The organism is Pseudomonas fungipugnans (assembly GCF_029955235.1).
Lineage (GTDB): Bacteria > Pseudomonadota > Gammaproteobacteria > Pseudomonadales > Pseudomonadaceae > Aquipseudomonas > Aquipseudomonas fungipugnans.
Map to the genome: position 1 here is coordinate 1164588 of NZ_JARBWL010000002.1, position 16053 is coordinate 1180640.

The following is a 16053-nucleotide window of genomic DNA, read 5'->3' on the forward strand; positions in this document are numbered from 1 at the left end:
GCAGCATCGCGAGAAAGCTGACCATGGTTGAAAATAGCGAACTACGCAAAGCCGGCCTCAAAGTGACCCTGCCACGGGTCAAGATTCTGCAAATGCTCGATTCCGCCGAGCAGCGTCACATGAGTGCCGAAGACGTTTACAAGGCGTTGATGGACGCTGGTGAGGACGTCGGTCTGGCCACGGTTTACCGTGTACTGACTCAGTTCGAGGCAGCTGGCCTTGTGGTGCGACATAACTTCGACGGCGGCCATGCGGTCTTCGAACTGGACGACGGCAAGCATCACGACCATATGGTCAACGTCGAAACCAGTGAAGTGATCGAGTTCTTCGACGAAGAGATCGAGCGACTGCAAAAGGCAATCGTCGATAAGTATGGCTTCGAGATGGTTGATCACAATCTGGTGCTGTACGTACGCAAGAAAAAGTAAGCATGTCGCGCGAACTCTGGTTCGCGAAACGAACGAAGGCGACCCCAGGGTCGCCTTCGTGCTGTCCGTTCGTCTTAAATTTTTGCAGTAACGACCATTTTCTTTGCGTGAGCCAAGGATTCCTTGGTGAGGTCGATGCCCCCCAGCATGCGCGCGACTTCTTCGACCCGTTCGCTCTTGCTGAGCTTCGAGACGGCAGTATGGGTCGCGTCCTGGCCACGTACCTTGTGCACGAACAGGTGCTGGTGGCCCTGCGCGGCCACTTGCGGCAGGTGAGTCACCGTCAGTACCTGGCCGCGCTCGCCGAGTCGGCGTAACAGTTGGCCAACGATTTCCGCTGTAGGGCCGCCGATGCCCACGTCTACTTCGTCAAACACCAGTGTTGGAACCCGGGACGTCTGTGCCGTGATCACCTGAATGGCCAGGCTGATCCGCGACAGCTCGCCACCCGAGGCTACTTTGGCCAGGGCTTTCAGCGGCTGGCCCGGGTTGGCGCTGACCAATAATTCCACCTGTTCAAGGCCGTTGTGCAGCAGTTCGTCGCTGCTGTTGGGGCGCAGCTCGATGGTGAAGCGGCCACCGGGCATGCCCAAGCGCTGGATCTCCTGCTCCACGGCGCTGGCCAGGTTGCCGGAGGCCTGATGACGCAAATCGCTCAGCTCGCGGGCCTTCTCCTGATAATGACAAGCGTAGGAGGCCAGCTCTTCACTCAGGCGCTCGATGGATTCGTCGTTGGCGTTCAGGGTCTCGATTTCATCCAGCAAGCGTTGCTGCATCTCGGCGACGTCGGTCGGCTGGATGCGGTGTTTGCGTGCCATGGTGTAGATCGCATCAAGGCGTTCTTCCAGGTATTGCAGTCGCGCCGGGTCGGCATCGAAGTTGTCCAGGAACCGGTTCAGCTCGCCAACGGCTTCTTCGACCTGAATCTGGGCGCTGGTCAGCAGGCTGCTGGCTTCGCCCAGCGCGCCGATTGAGTTGTTCACGCTCGACAGGCGATTAAGGCTGGCGGTGAGGGCGTTCAATACATTGCCGGAATCACTTTCGCTGCATTGCTCGACCACCTGGCGGCAGATCCCGAGCAAGGTCTCGGCATTGGTCAGGTTTTTGTGTTCCTGCTCAAGCTGTTCCAGTTCGTTTTCGCCCAGGCCGAGGTTTTCCAGCTCTTCAAGCTGATAGCTGAGCAATTGATGGCGGGCGCGCTGCTCATCGCCGGAGTTGGACAGGCGCTCCAGTTCCTGGCGGGTCTGGCGCCAGCGTTGGGCTGCAAGCTGCACCTGGCGGGCAAGGTCGGTAGCGCCGGCATATTCGTCGAGGAGCCGACGATGGGTATCGGTCTTGAGCAGGGATTGGTGTTCGTGCTGGCTGTGGATGTCGATCAGTAGCTCGCCCAGCGCCTTGAGGTCGCCGAGCGGGCAGGGCGTGCCATTGATATAGCCGCGCGAGCGACCTTCGGCGGTGATTACCCGGCGCAGGATGCACGGGCCGTCGCTTTCCAGATCGCGCTCGGCGAGCCACGCACTGGCTTCCGGGATGTCGATCAGGTCGAAGGTGGCCAGGATGTCGGCCTTGTCGGCCCCGGGGCGGACCACGCCGCTGTCGGCGCGATCACCGAGGGTCAGGCCCAGGGCGTCGAGCATGATCGATTTGCCGGCGCCGGTTTCCCCCGTGATCACGCTCATGCCGCGATCGAGTTCGAGATCGAGATGTTCAACGATGGCGTAGTTGTGTACGGACAGGTGCACCAGCATAAAGGCCGCTCCCAGGCTTTAGGTCTGGTTATTTATACAGTGTTTTGTTTCTGGCTGACAATGCCCTCGATCGGCTCGATTTGCCTGATCCGACGAAATACGTGGCGCACCAGGCAATGACAATGCAGCTCTTTTTGTAGGGTTAATCATTGTGAGCCCCTTGAAGCCCGATTTTGCGGCCCCATATAGCTGTGCAGAAGCGCGAGTTGAGCTCGCGGACGATATTGAAAGGAGAAATCTATGGCTGACGAACAGACAGTGGATACGCAAAATCTAGACGCCAACCAGGGCCCAGCGGCTTCGGGTGAAGACCTGGCGGCTCGTGTACAAGTGCTCGAAGAGCAGCTGGCAGGCGCGCAGGATCAGGCTTTGCGTGTTGCCGCCGATCTGCAGAACGTCCGCCGTCGCGCCGAGCAGGATGTAGAAAAGGCTCACAAGTTCGCGCTGGAGAAATTCGCCGGCGACCTGCTGCCGATCATCGACAGCCTGGAGCGTGGCCTGGAGTTGTCCAACCCGGACGACGAAAGCATCCGCCCAATGCGTGAAGGCATCGAGCTGACCCTGAAAATGTTCCAGGACACCCTGAAGCGTTATCAGCTGGAAGCGATCGATCCGCATGGCGAACCGTTCAACGCCGTTCATCATCAGGCGATGGCCATGCAAGAGAGCGCCGACGTCGAGCCGAACAGCGTACTCAAGGTTTTCCAGAAGGGTTATCAGCTCAATGGACGCCTGCTGCGCCCGGCCATGGTCGTGGTCAGCAAGGCTCCAGCGCCTGTTTCGCCATCGATTGACGAGCAGGCTTGAAATCCGCCGCAAGGCCCCCATTTATAAGTCAAGCGTTTAAGTGCTACCGCAGTTAGCCACCACTGCTGCGGCATCCAAATCCAAAGTTTCGGGAGAGTAAACATGGGCAAAATTATCGGTATCGACCTGGGGACTACCAACTCCTGCGTCTCCGTGCTTGAAAACGGCGTAGCCAAAGTTATTGAAAACGCTGAAGGCGCGCGTACCACGCCGTCGATCATCGCTTACGCCAACGATGGCGAGATCCTGGTTGGCCAATCGGCCAAGCGTCAGGCAGTGACCAATCCGCACAACACCCTGTACGCGGTGAAGCGTTTGATCGGTCGCAAGTTCGACGAAGAAGTCGTACAGAAAGACATCAAGATGGTCCCGTACAAAATCGCCAAGGCTGACAACGGTGACGCCTGGGTAGAAGTGAACGGCCAGAAAATGTCGCCGCCGCAAATCTCGGCTGAAATTCTGAAGAAAATGAAGAAGACCGCCGAAGACTACCTCGGCGAGCCAGTGACCGAAGCGGTGATCACCGTTCCGGCCTACTTCAACGACAGCCAGCGTCAGGCAACCAAAGACGCCGGCCGCATCGCGGGCCTGGACGTTAAACGTATCATCAACGAACCAACCGCAGCCGCTCTGGCTTACGGTATGGACAAGGCCAAAGGCGATCACACCGTGATCGTTTACGACCTGGGCGGCGGTACTTTCGACGTTTCCGTGATCGAGATCGCTGAAGTCGATGGCGAGCACCAGTTCGAAGTATTGGCGACCAACGGTGACACGTTCCTGGGCGGTGAAGATTTTGACATTCGTCTGATCGACTACCTCGTCGACGAATTCAAGAAAGAAAGCGGCATGAACCTCAAAGGTGACCCGCTGGCCATGCAGCGTCTGAAAGAGGCCGCTGAAAAAGCCAAGATCGAACTGTCTTCGAGCAATTCGACCGACGTGAACCTGCCGTACATCACTGCAGACGCTACCGGTCCTAAGCACTTGAACGTGAAAATCTCCCGCGCCAAGCTCGAAGCGCTGGTAGAAGACCTGGTTCAACGCACCATCGAACCATGCCGCATTGCCCTGAAAGACTCCGGCATCGACGTTGGCGCGATCAACGACGTGATCCTGGTTGGCGGTCAGACCCGTATGCCGCTGGTTCAGAAACTGGTGACCGAGTTCTTCGGTAAAGAAGCTCGTAAAGATGTGAACCCGGACGAAGCCGTTGCCATGGGTGCTGCTATCCAGGGCGCAGTATTGGCCGGCGACGTGAAAGACGTTCTGCTGCTGGACGTTAGCCCGCTGACCCTGGGTATCGAAACCATGGGTGGCGTGATGACTGCGCTGATCGAGAAAAACACCACGATTCCTACCAAGAAATCGCAAGTGTTCTCGACTGCCGACGACAACCAGGGCGCTGTGACCATTCACGTGCTGCAAGGTGAGCGTAAGCAAGCGGCTCAGAACAAGTCCCTGGGCAAGTTCGACCTGGCCGAGATTCCACCAGCACCACGTGGCGTGCCACAAATTGAAGTGACCTTCGACATCGACGCCAACGGCATTCTGCACGTAGGCGCCAAAGACAAGGCCACCGGCAAGACTCAGTCGATCGTGATCAAGGCCAACTCCGGTCTGTCCGAGGAAGAGATTCAGCAGATGATTCGCGATGCTGAAACCAACGCCGACGAAGATCGCAAGTTCGAAGAGCTGGCCGCTGCCCGTAACCAGGGTGATGCACTGGTTCACTCGACACGCAAAATGGTCGCTGATGCCGGCGACAAAGTGACTGCTGAAGAGAAGACTGCAATCGAAGCCGCCGTAGTTGCCCTGGAAGCCGCTGTCAAAGGCGACGACAAGGCTGCCATCGACGCCAAGGTTGAAGAGCTGTCCAAGGTCTCCGCGCCAGTGGCTCAGAAAATGTATGCCGAGCAGGCTCAGCCAGCTGAAGGCGCTGCACCGCACGACGAAAAAGCTGAAAAAGCCGACGACGTTGTCGATGCCGAGTTCGAAGAAGTAAAAGACCACAAGTAAGTTGTTGGTCGGCCGGTTGACTGCCTTCGGGCGGTGACTGGTAGGATGTCGCCGCGCGGGAGCTTGCTCCCGCGTTGGCGTGTCTGGAACACGCGAATTTTTACAGCATGCGACAAGCGTTCGGGTGCTGCGTGGTATGGCCGGAAATGCTCCTGCTTTTCGAGCCACAGGTACCACATCGAATCAAAGACCAGGATCGTTGAATTGACGTGAGTTGGGTCCGGGCCTGTATTGGGGCTCAACGAGTTTGGCGAAGCTCAGGAGGGGTTTGCCGAACGTCCTTAAGAGTGCAAAGACTTATGGCAAAGCGTGACTATTACGAAGTATTGGGTGTTGAGCGCGGCTCAAGCGAAGCGGACCTGAAAAAGGCCTACCGTCGCCTGGCGATGAAGCATCACCCGGACCGTAATCCCGATGACAAAGCGTCGGAAGAAATGTTCAAAGAGGCCAATGAGGCCTATGAAGTTCTGTCTGATTCCAGCAAGCGCGCGGCGTATGACCAGTATGGTCATGCCGGTGTCGACCCAAGCATGGGTGGCGGCGGTGCCGGGTTTGGCGGTCAGAACTTCTCCGATATTTTTGGTGACGTCTTCAGTGACTTCTTCGGTGGTGGTCGCGGCGGTTCCCGTGGCGGCGCTCAGCGCGGCAGCGATCTGCGTTACACCCTGGAGCTGAACCTGGAAGAAGCGGTACGCGGCACGACTGTGAATATCCGCGTTCCGACACTGGTCAACTGCAAGCCGTGCGACGGTTCGGGTGCCAAGAAAGGCTCGGCGCCAATCACCTGCCCGACCTGTGGCGGCATTGGCCAGGTTCGTATGCAGCAAGGCTTCTTCTCGGTGCAGCAGACCTGCCCGCGTTGCCATGGCCAGGGCAAGATCATTTCCGATCCGTGCGACTCCTGCCACGGCGAAGGCCGTGTCGAAGAGTACAAGACCCTGTCCGTGAAAGTACCTGCCGGCGTTGATACCGGTGATCGCATTCGTCTGTCCGGTGAGGGCGAGGCGGGTGCCCAGGGCGGTCCGACTGGCGACCTGTATGTCGTGATCAATGTGCGCGAACACGCAATCTTCCAGCGTGACGGCAAGCATCTGTTCTGCGAAGTGCCGATCAGCTTCGTCGACGCGGCATTGGGCGGCGAACTGGAGATTCCGACCCTCGACGGTCGCGTCAAACTGAAAATCCCGGAAGGGACTCAGACCGGTAAACAGTTCCGTGTGCGTGGCAAGGGCGTTGCGCCAGTACGTGGTGGTGGCGCAGGCGATCTGATGTGCCGTGTTGCCGTCGAAACCCCGGTCAACCTGGGTCGTCGTCAGCGTGAATTGCTCGAGGAGTTCCGCAGTTCGCTGGCGGACGACAACAGCCACTCGCCGAAAACCACGGGCTGGTTTGAAGGCGTGAAGCGGTTCTTCGGCGATTTGTAAGGAGTCGGCATGCGACGTATAGCTGTGATGGGCGCTGCAGGGCGCATGGGCAAGATCCTGGTCGAAGCGGTGCAGCAACGCGCGCCGCTGACCGGCCTGACAGCGGCCATCGTACGTCCCGGCAGCACGCTGATTGGCGTCGACGCCGGTGAGCTGGCCTCGCTTGGGCGGATTGGCGTGCCATTGTCCGGCCATGTAGAGGCGGTGGCTGAAGAGTTCGATGTGCTGATCGACTTCACCCTGCCGGAAGTCATGCTGAAAAACCTGGCCTTCTGCCGTAAGGCGGGCAAGGCCATGGTGATCGGCACCACTGGGCTGGATGCTGCGCAAAAGCAGTTGCTGGCCGAGGCGGGCAAGGACATTCCCATCGTTTTCGCCGCCAATTTCAGCGTCGGGGTCAACCTGTCGCTGAAACTGCTCGATATGGCTGCTCGCGTTCTCGGTGATGAGGCGGACATCGAGATCATCGAGGCTCACCATCGTCACAAGATCGACGCTCCTTCGGGTACGGCGTTGCGCATGGGTGAGGTGATTGCCGGTGCGCTGGGTCGCGACCTGCAGCAGGTGGCGGTCTATGGTCGCGAAGGTCACACCGGTGCCCGCGAGCGAGAAACCATCGGCTTCGCCACTGTTCGCGGTGGAGATGTGGTGGGCGATCATACGGTGCTGTTCGCCTGTGAAGGCGAGCGACTGGAGATCACGCACAAGGCTTCGAGTCGCATGACCTTCGCCAAGGGCGCGGTGCGTGCCGCCTTGTGGCTGGACGCTCGCGAGCCTGGCCTCTACGACATGCAAGACGTGCTCGATTTGCGTTAAGATGCGCCCGAAATCGGGCTCGAACCCAGCATTTGAGCCCGGTTTTACTCCGCCAAGCGACGTCCTGTCGCATTCCATAGCCTTTCAGGCTCATTGGCGGTAGACCAAAAAAGCCTTTTTCTGTAAGCTACAGCTTTAGTGTGTCCACTAAAAGCGCGCAGAATAATTCAGTGAAGAAGCGGGGTGACGTGTCCATACGTCACTCCGCTTTTTTGCAACCTGCGATCGCCCTTTCAGGCTTTATTTACGGGAGGTCTTCTTGACTAAGCCAGCCATACTCGCCCTTGCTGATGGCAGCATTTTTCGCGGCGAAGCCATTGGAGCCGACGGTCAAACCGTTGGTGAGGTGGTGTTTAACACCGCAATGACCGGCTATCAGGAAATCCTTACCGATCCTTCCTACGCCCAACAGATCGTTACCCTGACTTACCCGCACATCGGCAATACCGGCACCACGCCGGAAGATGCCGAGTCCGACCGCGTCTGGTCCGCTGGCCTGGTCATCCGTGACCTGCCACTGGTTGCGAGCAACTGGCGTAACACGATGTCCCTGTCCGACTACCTGAAAGCCAACAACGTTGTGGCAATCGCCGGTATCGACACCCGCCGCCTGACGCGCATCCTGCGTGAGAAAGGCGCACAGAACGGCTGCATCATGGCCGGTGACAACATTTCCGAAGAAGCCGCCATCGCTGCCGCACAGGGTTTCCCTGGCCTCAAAGGCATGGACCTGGCGAAAGTCGTCAGCACCAAAGAGCAGTACGAGTGGCGCTCGACTGTCTGGGACTTGAAAACCGACAGCCACGCGACCATCGACGCTTCCGAGCTGCCGTACCACGTGGTTGCCTACGACTACGGCGTCAAGCTGAACATCCTGCGCATGCTGGTCGAGCGCGGTTGCCGCGTCACCGTTGTGCCGGCTCAGGCGCCAGCCGCCGACGTACTGGCGATGAAGCCGGACGGTGTATTCCTGTCCAACGGCCCAGGTGATCCGGAGCCATGCGACTATGCGATCCAGGCAATCAAGGACGTGCTGGAAACCGAAATTCCGGTATTCGGCATCTGCCTCGGTCACCAGCTGCTGGCTCTGGCCTCCGGCGCCAAGACTCTGAAAATGGGCCACGGCCACCACGGTGCCAATCACCCGGTTCAGGATCTGGACACCGGTGTCGTGATGATCACCAGCCAGAACCACGGTTTTGCGGTAGACGAAGCGACCCTGCCAGCCAATGTTCGAGCGATTCACAAATCGCTGTTCGACGGCACCCTGCAAGGGATCGAACGTACCGACAAGAGTGCCTTCAGCTTCCAGGGGCACCCTGAAGCCAGCCCTGGCCCGAACGACGTAGCGCCACTGTTTGATCGCTTCATCAACGAGATGGCCAAGCGACGCTGATCGCTGGCCTTGATGTTGCAAAGCTTGAGGGTGGTCCCGGCTACCGGCGGCCCCTCAAGGCTTCACAGATTGAACAAGACGGCTTGCCGACTGACCTGCGGATTTGAGTGACAAACCCATGCCAAAACGTACAGACATTAAAAGCATCCTGATTCTCGGCGCTGGCCCGATTGTGATCGGCCAGGCTTGCGAATTCGACTACTCCGGCGCCCAGGCTTGCAAAGCCCTGCGCGAAGAGGGTTATCGCGTCATCCTGGTGAACTCCAACCCGGCGACCATCATGACCGACCCGGACATGGCTGACGCTACTTACATCGAGCCGATCAAGTGGCAGACCGTTGCCAAGATCATCGAGAAAGAGCGTCCAGACGCGCTGCTGCCGACCATGGGTGGCCAGACCGCTCTGAACTGCGCCCTGGACCTGGAGCGCGAAGGCGTTCTGGAGAAGTTCGGCGTAGAGATGATCGGCGCCAACGCTGACACCATCGACAAGGCTGAAGACCGCTCGCGCTTCGACAAGGCGATGAAATCCATTGGCCTGGACTGTCCGCGTTCGGGCATTGCCCACAGCATGGAAGAGGCCAACGCGGTGCTCGAGAAGCTTGGCTTCCCGTGCATCATCCGCCCGTCCTTTACCATGGGCGGCACTGGCGGCGGCATCGCGTACAACCGTGAAGAGTTCGAAGAAATCTGCGCTCGCGGCCTGGATTTGTCGCCGACCAAAGAGCTGCTGATCGACGAATCCCTGATCGGCTGGAAAGAATACGAGATGGAGGTTGTCCGCGATAAGAAGGACAACTGCATCATCGTCTGCTCCATCGAAAACTTTGACCCGATGGGCGTGCACACCGGTGACTCGATCACTGTTGCGCCAGCACAGACCCTGACGGACAAGGAATACCAGATTATGCGCAACGCCTCCCTGGCGGTACTGCGTGAGATCGGCGTGGAAACCGGCGGCTCCAATGTCCAGTTCGGTATTTGCCCGGACACTGGCCGTATGGTTGTTATCGAGATGAACCCGCGTGTCTCCCGGTCCTCGGCCCTGGCTTCGAAAGCCACCGGTTTCCCGATTGCCAAGGTCGCGGCCAAGCTGGCGGTGGGATACACCCTGGACGAGCTGTCGAACGACATCACTGGCGGCAAGACCCCGGCGTCCTTCGAACCGTCCATCGACTACGTCGTCACCAAACTGCCACGTTTTGCCTTCGAGAAGTTCCCGAAAGCCGACGCACGCCTGACCACTCAGATGAAGTCGGTTGGCGAAGTCATGGCCATCGGCCGGACGTTCCAGGAATCCCTGCAGAAAGCCCTGCGCGGTCTGGAAGTGGGCGTTTGCGGTCTGGACGAGAAGCTTGACCTGAGCAACCCGGAAAGCATGAGCGTGCTCAAGCGCGAACTGACCGTGCCAGGCGCCGAGCGCATCTGGTATGTGGCTGACGCTTTCCGCGCCGGCCTGTCGGTCGAAGACATTTTCGGCATGAACATGATCGACCCGTGGTTCCTGGTGCAGATCGAAGATCTGATCAAGGAAGAAGAGAGGGTCAAGACCCTGGGTCTGGCCAGCATCGACCGCGACATGATGTTTCGCCTCAAGCGCAAAGGCTTCTCCGACATGCGTCTGGCCAAGCTGCTGGGCGTAACCGAGAAGAACCTGCGTCGCCATCGTCACAAGCTGGAAATCTTCCCGGTCTATAAACGCGTTGACACCTGCGCGGCCGAGTTCGCCACCGACACCGCCTACCTCTACTCGACCTACGAGGAAGAGTGCGAGGCTGCACCGTCGGGCCGCGACAAGATCATGATTCTGGGTGGCGGTCCTAACCGTATCGGCCAGGGCATCGAGTTCGACTACTGCTGCGTGCACGCGGCGCTTGCCCTGCGTGCCGACGGTTACGAGACCATTATGGTCAACTGCAACCCGGAAACCGTATCCACCGACTACGACACCTCTGATCGCCTGTACTTCGAGCCAGTGACCCTGGAAGACGTGCTGGAGATCGTCCGCGTCGAGAAGCCTAAAGGCGTGATCGTCCAGTACGGCGGCCAGACCCCGCTGAAACTGGCTCGCGCTCTGGAAGAAGCTGGCGTGCCAATCATCGGCACCAGCCCAGACGCCATCGACCGCGCTGAAGACCGTGAGCGCTTCCAGCAGATGGTCGAGCGTCTGAACCTGCGCCAGCCGCCAAACGCCACCGTGCGCAGCGAAGACGAAGCGATTCGCGCTGCCGCTAAGATCGGTTATCCGCTGGTGGTTCGTCCGTCCTATGTACTGGGCGGTCGTGCGATGGAAATCGTCTACGAAGAAGAAGAGCTCAAGCGCTATCTGCGTGATGCGGTGAAAGTGTCCAATGACAGCCCGGTGCTGCTCGACCACTTCCTCAACTGCGCCATCGAAATGGACGTGGATGCTGTCTGCGACGGCACTGACGTGGTAATCGGCGCAATCATGCAGCATATCGAGCAGGCCGGCGTTCACTCCGGTGACTCCGCGTGCTCCTTGCCACCGTACTCGCTGCCTGGGCACATTCAGGACGAGATGCGCGAACAGGTCAAGAAAATGGCCCTGGAACTGGGTGTTGTCGGCCTGATGAACGTGCAGTTGGCGCTGCAAGGCGAAGACATCTACGTCATCGAGGTCAACCCGCGCGCTTCCCGTACCGTACCGTTTGTGTCCAAGTGCATCGGTGTTTCCCTGGCAATGATCGCGGCACGCGTGATGGCCGGTAAAACCCTGAAAGAAATCGGCTTCACCAAGGAAATCATTCCTAACTTCTACAGCGTGAAAGAGGCGGTGTTCCCATTCGCCAAATTCCCTGGTGTGGACCCGATCCTGGGCCCTGAAATGAAGTCCACCGGTGAAGTGATGGGCGTGGGTGACACCTTCGGCGAAGCATTCGCCAAGGCTCAAATGGGCGCCAGCGAAGTGTTGCCGACAGGCGGTACTGCCTTCATCAGCGTGCGTGATGACGACAAGCCACTGGTTGCAGGTGTGGCCCGTGATCTGATCAACTTGGGCTTCGAAGTGGTCGCCACTGCCGGTACTGCCAAGATGATTGAAGCCGCCGGCCTGAAAGTGCGTCGTGTTAACAAGGTGACCGAAGGTCGTCCGCATGTGGTCGACATGATCAAGAATGACGAAGTCACCCTGATCATCAATACCACCGAAGGTCGTCAGTCGATCGCTGACTCCTACTCCATTCGTCGTAATGCCTTGCAGCACAAGATCTACTGCACCACCACCATTGCTGCTGGCGAAGCCATCTGCGAAGCGTTGAAGTTCGGTCCCGAGAAGACCGTGCGCCGCTTGCAGGATCTACACGCAGGATTGAAGGCATGATCAAATACCCAATGACCGTCCAGGGCGCCAAAGGCCTGGAAGAAGAGCACGCTCACCTGACCAAGGTCGTCCGTCCGAAGCTCAGCCAGGACATCGGTACGGCCCGCGAGTTGGGTGACCTCAAGGAAAACGCCGAATACCATGCTGCCCGCGAGCAGCAAGGTATGGTTGAGGCGCGCATCCGTGACATTGAAGGCCGTATCCAGAACCAGGTGGTCATCGACGTCACGACCATTCCTCATACCGGTAAAGTGATTTTCGGTACCACGGTTGAAATCGCCAACGTCGAAACCGACGAAAGCGTGACCTACCAGATCGTGGGCGAGGATGAAGCTGACTTCAAACTGGGTAAAATCTCTGTCGGTTCGCCGCTTGCCCGCGCCTTGATTGCCAAGGAAGAGGGTGATGTGGTTTCCGTGAAAACGCCTGGTGGCGTTATCGAGTACGAGATTGTCGAAGTTCGCCACGTCTGAAAGAAGGCGCCCGCTACGTGCGGGCGCCATGCTTTGGCAATTGACTCAGATGTTGTGGGTGGGTGGCCTGTGGTTGTTACATATCGGTCTGCTGCCGGCGTTGGGCAAGATTGGCCTGGCGCCGCTGCTGATCGATGAAATCGAAGACATGCTTGATGCACTGATGGTGGGACTCTCCACAGTGTGCGTGATAGTTCAGGCTTTGGTGCTGGTACAGGCCGAGGGCCTTGTCAGTCTATGGCAGGATATTCGCGGGCAATTGCTGCTGACGGCGATGGGTGCGTCTGCGATGTATTTCGCGGTGCGCTTCGGCTGGCCGGAATCGGCTCGCTGGCAGTTGTTCAGCTATCTTGTGCTGGGGCTTTCCGGGCTGGTGCTGGTACTGCAGCCAGTGCCAGGATGGAGCGGCAGGGTGCGCGAAGCACACCCTTGACCCTTGTCATCACTTGAAGCGATGGACGTTCGACAGCTGCTTGTTGACGCTGAAGTTCTTGCGGTAAATCAGTGCCATCTTGCCGATGACCTGAACCAGATCCGCTTTGCCGACCTTGCACAGTTCTGCAATGGTCGCCAGACGTGATTCGCGATCGAGGATGTTGAGCTTGATTTTAATCAGCTCGTGATCCGCCAGCGCGCGTTCAAGTTCGGCTAACACACCTTCAGTCAAACCATTGTCGGCCACAATCAAAACTGGTTTCAGATGATGGCCAATGGATTTGTACTGTTTCTTCTGCTCTTGAGTGAGCGGCATAATCTGACCCCTGCGTCTGATCTTGTAAAAAGCGGCGGCCAGTTTACCCGAGCGAGTCCGGGACCGCCCAGTTAATCACGACCCGTTTTATTTTCGAGGTGGCCCGTGGCCCGTTCCAAGACAAGCCTTAAATGGCTGCAAGAACATTTCAACGACCCATTCGTCAAAATGGCGCAAAAGGACGGGTATCGCTCCCGTGCCAGCTACAAACTGCTTGAGATCCAGGAAAGAGACCGTCTGATCCGTCCGGGCATGAGTGTGATCGACCTGGGCGCTGCTCCGGGTGGTTGGTCCCAGGTGACCAGTCGTCTGATTGGTGGGCAAGGTACACTGATCGCTTCCGACATCCTGGAAATGGACAGCATCCCTGATGTGACCTTCATTCAGGGCGATTTCACCGAGGACGCCGTGCTGGCGCAGATTCTCGAGGCTGTCGGAAAAAACGAGGTGGACCTTGTGATTTCCGATATGGCCCCCAATATGAGTGGATTGGCGTCTGTTGATATGCCGCGATCGATGTTCCTGTGCGAGTTGGCACTGGATCTTGCAACCAGGGTGTTGAAGCCGGGTGGTGATTTCTTGATCAAGGTCTTCCAGGGTGAAGGCTTCGACGAGTACCACAAGAGCGTTCGCAAGCAGTTCGAGAAGGTCACGACGCGCAAGCCTAAATCGTCGCGCGACCGTTCTCGCGAGCAGTACCTGCTGGGCCGTGGTTTCCGTGGTCGCAGCGAGGAGTAAGAGGTTTTTCGACCGGGGCGATAGGTTTTTCGTATTTCGCCCCGTGAGCATTAGCGAATATTGTGTAGAAAGTGTTTCACAAAGGGTTACAGACGGCGCCTGCCAGAGCCGTAGGTAATGTAGTAAGTTAGGCCGGTGAATATCATGCGAAGCGCGCGCCAGTAGCGGAGCTTGCTTCAGAGGGTAGTTAATTGAACGATATGGCAAAGAATCTGATCCTGTGGTTGATCATCGCGGCTGTCCTGGTGACAGTGATGAACAACTTCTCCAGCCCTAACGAGCCGCAGACCCTCAACTATTCCGACTTCATCCAGCAGGTCAAGGATGGCAAGGTCGAGCGCGTAGCCGTGGATGGCTATGTGATTACCGGCAAGCGCAACGATGGCGACAGCTTCAAGACCATTCGTCCGGCAATCCAGGACAACGGTCTGATCGGCGACCTCGTGGACAACCACGTCGTGGTCGAAGGCAAGCAGCCTGAACAGCAAAGCATCTGGACTCAGCTCCTGGTTGCGAGCTTCCCGATTCTGGTGATCATCGCCGTGTTCATGTTCTTCATGCGGCAGATGCAGGGCGGTGCTGGTGGCAAGGGCGGACCGATGAGCTTCGGCAAGAGCAAGGCGCGCCTGCTCTCCGAAGATCAGGTGAAAACCACCCTGGCTGACGTTGCAGGTTGCGACGAAGCCAAGGAAGAAGTCGGCGAGCTGGTCGAGTTCCTGCGCGATCCAGGCAAGTTCCAGCGTCTGGGCGGTCGCATTCCTCGCGGCGTACTGATGGTCGGTCCTCCGGGTACCGGTAAAACCTTGTTGGCCAAGGCGATTGCCGGTGAAGCCAAGGTGCCGTTCTTCACCATTTCCGGTTCCGACTTCGTCGAAATGTTCGTCGGTGTCGGTGCCAGCCGTGTTCGTGACATGTTCGAGCAGGCCAAGAAGCACGCGCCGTGCATCATCTTCATCGATGAAATCGACGCCGTCGGTCGCCACCGTGGTGCCGGCATGGGCGGTGGTCATGACGAGCGCGAGCAGACGCTCAACCAGTTGCTGGTAGAGATGGACGGCTTTGAAATGAATGACGGCATTATCGTCATTGCCGCTACCAACCGTCCTGACGTACTGGACCCAGCTTTGCTGCGTCCGGGTCGTTTCGACCGTCAGGTTGTGGTGGGGCTGCCGGACATTCGTGGTCGCGAACAGATTCTCAAGGTTCACATGCGCAAAGTGCCGATGGGTGACGATGTCGCTCCGGCCGTGATCGCTCGTGGTACACCGGGTTTCTCCGGTGCTGACCTCGCCAACCTGGTCAACGAGGCGTCGTTGTTTGCTGCTCGTACTGGCAAGCGCGTCGTCGAGATGAAAGAGTTTGAGTTGGCCAAAGACAAAATCATGATGGGCGCCGAGCGCAAATCCATGGTCATGTCTGAAAAAGAGAAACAGAACACCGCTTATCATGAAGCCGGCCACGCAATCGTCGGTCGTGTCGTGCCCGAGCATGATCCGGTCTACAAAGTGTCGATCATTCCGCGCGGTCGTGCGCTGGGTGTGACCATGTTCCTGCCGGAAGAAGATCGCTACAGCCTGTCCAAGCGTGCACTGATCAGTCAGATCTGCTCGCTGTACGGCGGTCGTATTGCTGAAGAGATGACCCTGGGCTTTGACGGCGTCACCACCGGTGCTTCCAACGACATCATGCGCGCCAGCCAGATTGCGCGGAACATGGTGACCAAGTGGGGCCTGTCGGAAAAACTCGGTCCTTTGATGTACGCCGAAGAAGAGGGCGAAGTGTTCCTTGGTCGCGGTGGCGGTGGTCAGAGTGCAAGCTTCTCTGGTGAGACGGCCAAGCTGATCGACTCTGAAGTGCGCAGCATCATTGACCAGTGCTACGGCACGGCCAAGCAGATCCTCACGGATAACCGTGACAAGCTCGACGCCATGGCGGATGCCTTGATGAAGTACGAAACGATCGACGCCGATCAAATCGACGACATCATGGCGGGTCGCACGCCTCGCGAACCTCGCGACTGGTCGGGTGGCACGGGTACTTCCGGAACGCCTCCGGTAGTGCAGGATCCGCGTCCGGAAGCACCGATTGGCGGTCCGGCTGCTGACGTATAAGG

13 protein-coding genes are annotated in these 16053 nt (G+C 58.3%); 11 read left to right on the top strand and 2 right to left on the bottom strand.

Annotated elements, in window-relative coordinates:
* Nucleotides 1–23 precede the first annotated feature (23 nt).
* Complete coding sequence (fur, locus tag POF45_RS20095) at nucleotides 24–428, top strand: ferric iron uptake transcriptional regulator (protein WP_259499229.1); 405 nt, start codon at nucleotides 24–26, stop codon at nucleotides 426–428.
* Nucleotides 429–502: 74 nt separating this feature from the next.
* Here the strand turns inward: fur and recN are convergent, their stop codons facing one another.
* A complete protein-coding gene (gene recN / locus POF45_RS20100; protein WP_282316532.1) occupies nucleotides 503–2176 on the bottom strand; it encodes a DNA repair protein RecN in 1674 nt (557 codons plus the stop codon).
* 240 nt (nucleotides 2177–2416) lie between these two features.
* Between recN and grpE the strand changes: the two genes are divergently transcribed.
* From grpE to POF45_RS20140, 8 genes are all read left to right on the top strand, one after another.
* Nucleotides 2417–2983, top strand: coding sequence for a nucleotide exchange factor GrpE (gene grpE / locus POF45_RS20105; protein ID WP_259499232.1), 567 nt, complete (start codon nucleotides 2417–2419; stop codon nucleotides 2981–2983).
* A 102-nt stretch (nucleotides 2984–3085) separates the two neighbouring features.
* Nucleotides 3086–5002 (top strand): molecular chaperone DnaK, encoded by a 1917-nt coding sequence (gene dnaK, locus POF45_RS20110; RefSeq protein WP_259499234.1) that lies wholly within the window; start codon nucleotides 3086–3088, stop codon nucleotides 5000–5002.
* A gap of 299 nt (nucleotides 5003–5301) precedes the next feature.
* Entirely contained in the window at nucleotides 5302–6426 is a 1125-nt protein-coding gene (gene dnaJ / locus POF45_RS20115) for a molecular chaperone DnaJ (RefSeq protein ID WP_201194330.1), read from the top strand.
* Nucleotides 6427–6435: 9 nt separating this feature from the next.
* Nucleotides 6436–7242 (top strand): 4-hydroxy-tetrahydrodipicolinate reductase, encoded by an 807-nt coding sequence (dapB, locus tag POF45_RS20120; protein ID WP_282316535.1) that lies wholly within the window; start codon nucleotides 6436–6438, stop codon nucleotides 7240–7242.
* A gap of 259 nt (nucleotides 7243–7501) precedes the next feature.
* Complete coding sequence (carA, locus tag POF45_RS20125; RefSeq protein ID WP_282316536.1) at nucleotides 7502–8638, top strand: glutamine-hydrolyzing carbamoyl-phosphate synthase small subunit; 1137 nt, start codon at nucleotides 7502–7504, stop codon at nucleotides 8636–8638.
* Between the two features lie 118 nt (nucleotides 8639–8756).
* Nucleotides 8757–11978 (top strand): carbamoyl-phosphate synthase large subunit, encoded by a 3222-nt coding sequence (gene carB / locus POF45_RS20130; protein WP_259499241.1) that lies wholly within the window; start codon nucleotides 8757–8759, stop codon nucleotides 11976–11978.
* Complete coding sequence (greA, locus tag POF45_RS20135) at nucleotides 11975–12451, top strand: transcription elongation factor GreA (RefSeq protein WP_282316537.1); 477 nt, start codon at nucleotides 11975–11977, stop codon at nucleotides 12449–12451. Before carB ends, greA begins: the two co-directional genes overlap by 4 nt.
* Before the next feature lie 28 nt (nucleotides 12452–12479).
* Complete coding sequence (locus tag POF45_RS20140) at nucleotides 12480–12884, top strand: MFS transporter (protein WP_282317446.1); 405 nt, start codon at nucleotides 12480–12482, stop codon at nucleotides 12882–12884.
* Nucleotides 12885–12893: 9 nt separating this feature from the next.
* Here POF45_RS20140 and POF45_RS20145 read toward each other — a convergent pair whose 3' ends face one another.
* On the bottom strand, nucleotides 12894–13202 hold the full coding sequence (locus POF45_RS20145; RefSeq protein WP_162437901.1) for a YhbY family RNA-binding protein: 309 nt from the start codon (nucleotides 13200–13202) through the stop codon (nucleotides 12894–12896).
* Nucleotides 13203–13307: 105 nt separating this feature from the next.
* Between POF45_RS20145 and rlmE the strand changes: the two genes are divergently transcribed.
* Both rlmE and ftsH read left to right on the top strand, forming a co-directional pair.
* A complete protein-coding gene (rlmE, locus tag POF45_RS20150) occupies nucleotides 13308–13940 on the top strand; it encodes a 23S rRNA (uridine(2552)-2'-O)-methyltransferase RlmE (RefSeq protein ID WP_003177853.1) in 633 nt (210 codons plus the stop codon).
* Between the two features lie 200 nt (nucleotides 13941–14140).
* Nucleotides 14141–16051, top strand: coding sequence for an ATP-dependent zinc metalloprotease FtsH (ftsH, locus tag POF45_RS20155; protein WP_259499253.1), 1911 nt, complete (start codon nucleotides 14141–14143; stop codon nucleotides 16049–16051).
* Nucleotides 16052–16053 lie beyond the last annotated feature (2 nt).

What these genes read in the sequence shown, in the direction of transcription:
- fur (WP_259499229.1), top strand. Translation starts at nt 24, where the DNA reads ATGGTTGAAAATAGCGAACTACGCAAAGCCGGCCTCAAAGTGACCCTG.
- recN (WP_282316532.1), bottom strand. Translation starts at nt 2,176, where the DNA reads ATGCTGGTGCACCTGTCCGTACACAACTACGCCATCGTTGAACATCTC.
- grpE (WP_259499232.1), top strand. Translation starts at nt 2,417, where the DNA reads ATGGCTGACGAACAGACAGTGGATACGCAAAATCTAGACGCCAACCAG.
- dnaK (WP_259499234.1), top strand. Translation starts at nt 3,086, where the DNA reads ATGGGCAAAATTATCGGTATCGACCTGGGGACTACCAACTCCTGCGTC.
- dnaJ (WP_201194330.1), top strand. Translation starts at nt 5,302, where the DNA reads ATGGCAAAGCGTGACTATTACGAAGTATTGGGTGTTGAGCGCGGCTCA.
- dapB (WP_282316535.1), top strand. Translation starts at nt 6,436, where the DNA reads ATGCGACGTATAGCTGTGATGGGCGCTGCAGGGCGCATGGGCAAGATC.
- carB (WP_259499241.1), top strand. Translation starts at nt 8,757, where the DNA reads ATGCCAAAACGTACAGACATTAAAAGCATCCTGATTCTCGGCGCTGGC.
- greA (WP_282316537.1), top strand. Translation starts at nt 11,975, where the DNA reads ATGATCAAATACCCAATGACCGTCCAGGGCGCCAAAGGCCTGGAAGAA.
- POF45_RS20140 (WP_282317446.1), top strand. Translation starts at nt 12,480, where the DNA reads ATGCTTTGGCAATTGACTCAGATGTTGTGGGTGGGTGGCCTGTGGTTG.
- POF45_RS20145 (WP_162437901.1), bottom strand. Translation starts at nt 13,202, where the DNA reads ATGCCGCTCACTCAAGAGCAGAAGAAACAGTACAAATCCATTGGCCAT.
- ftsH (WP_259499253.1), top strand. Translation starts at nt 14,141, where the DNA reads ATGGCAAAGAATCTGATCCTGTGGTTGATCATCGCGGCTGTCCTGGTG.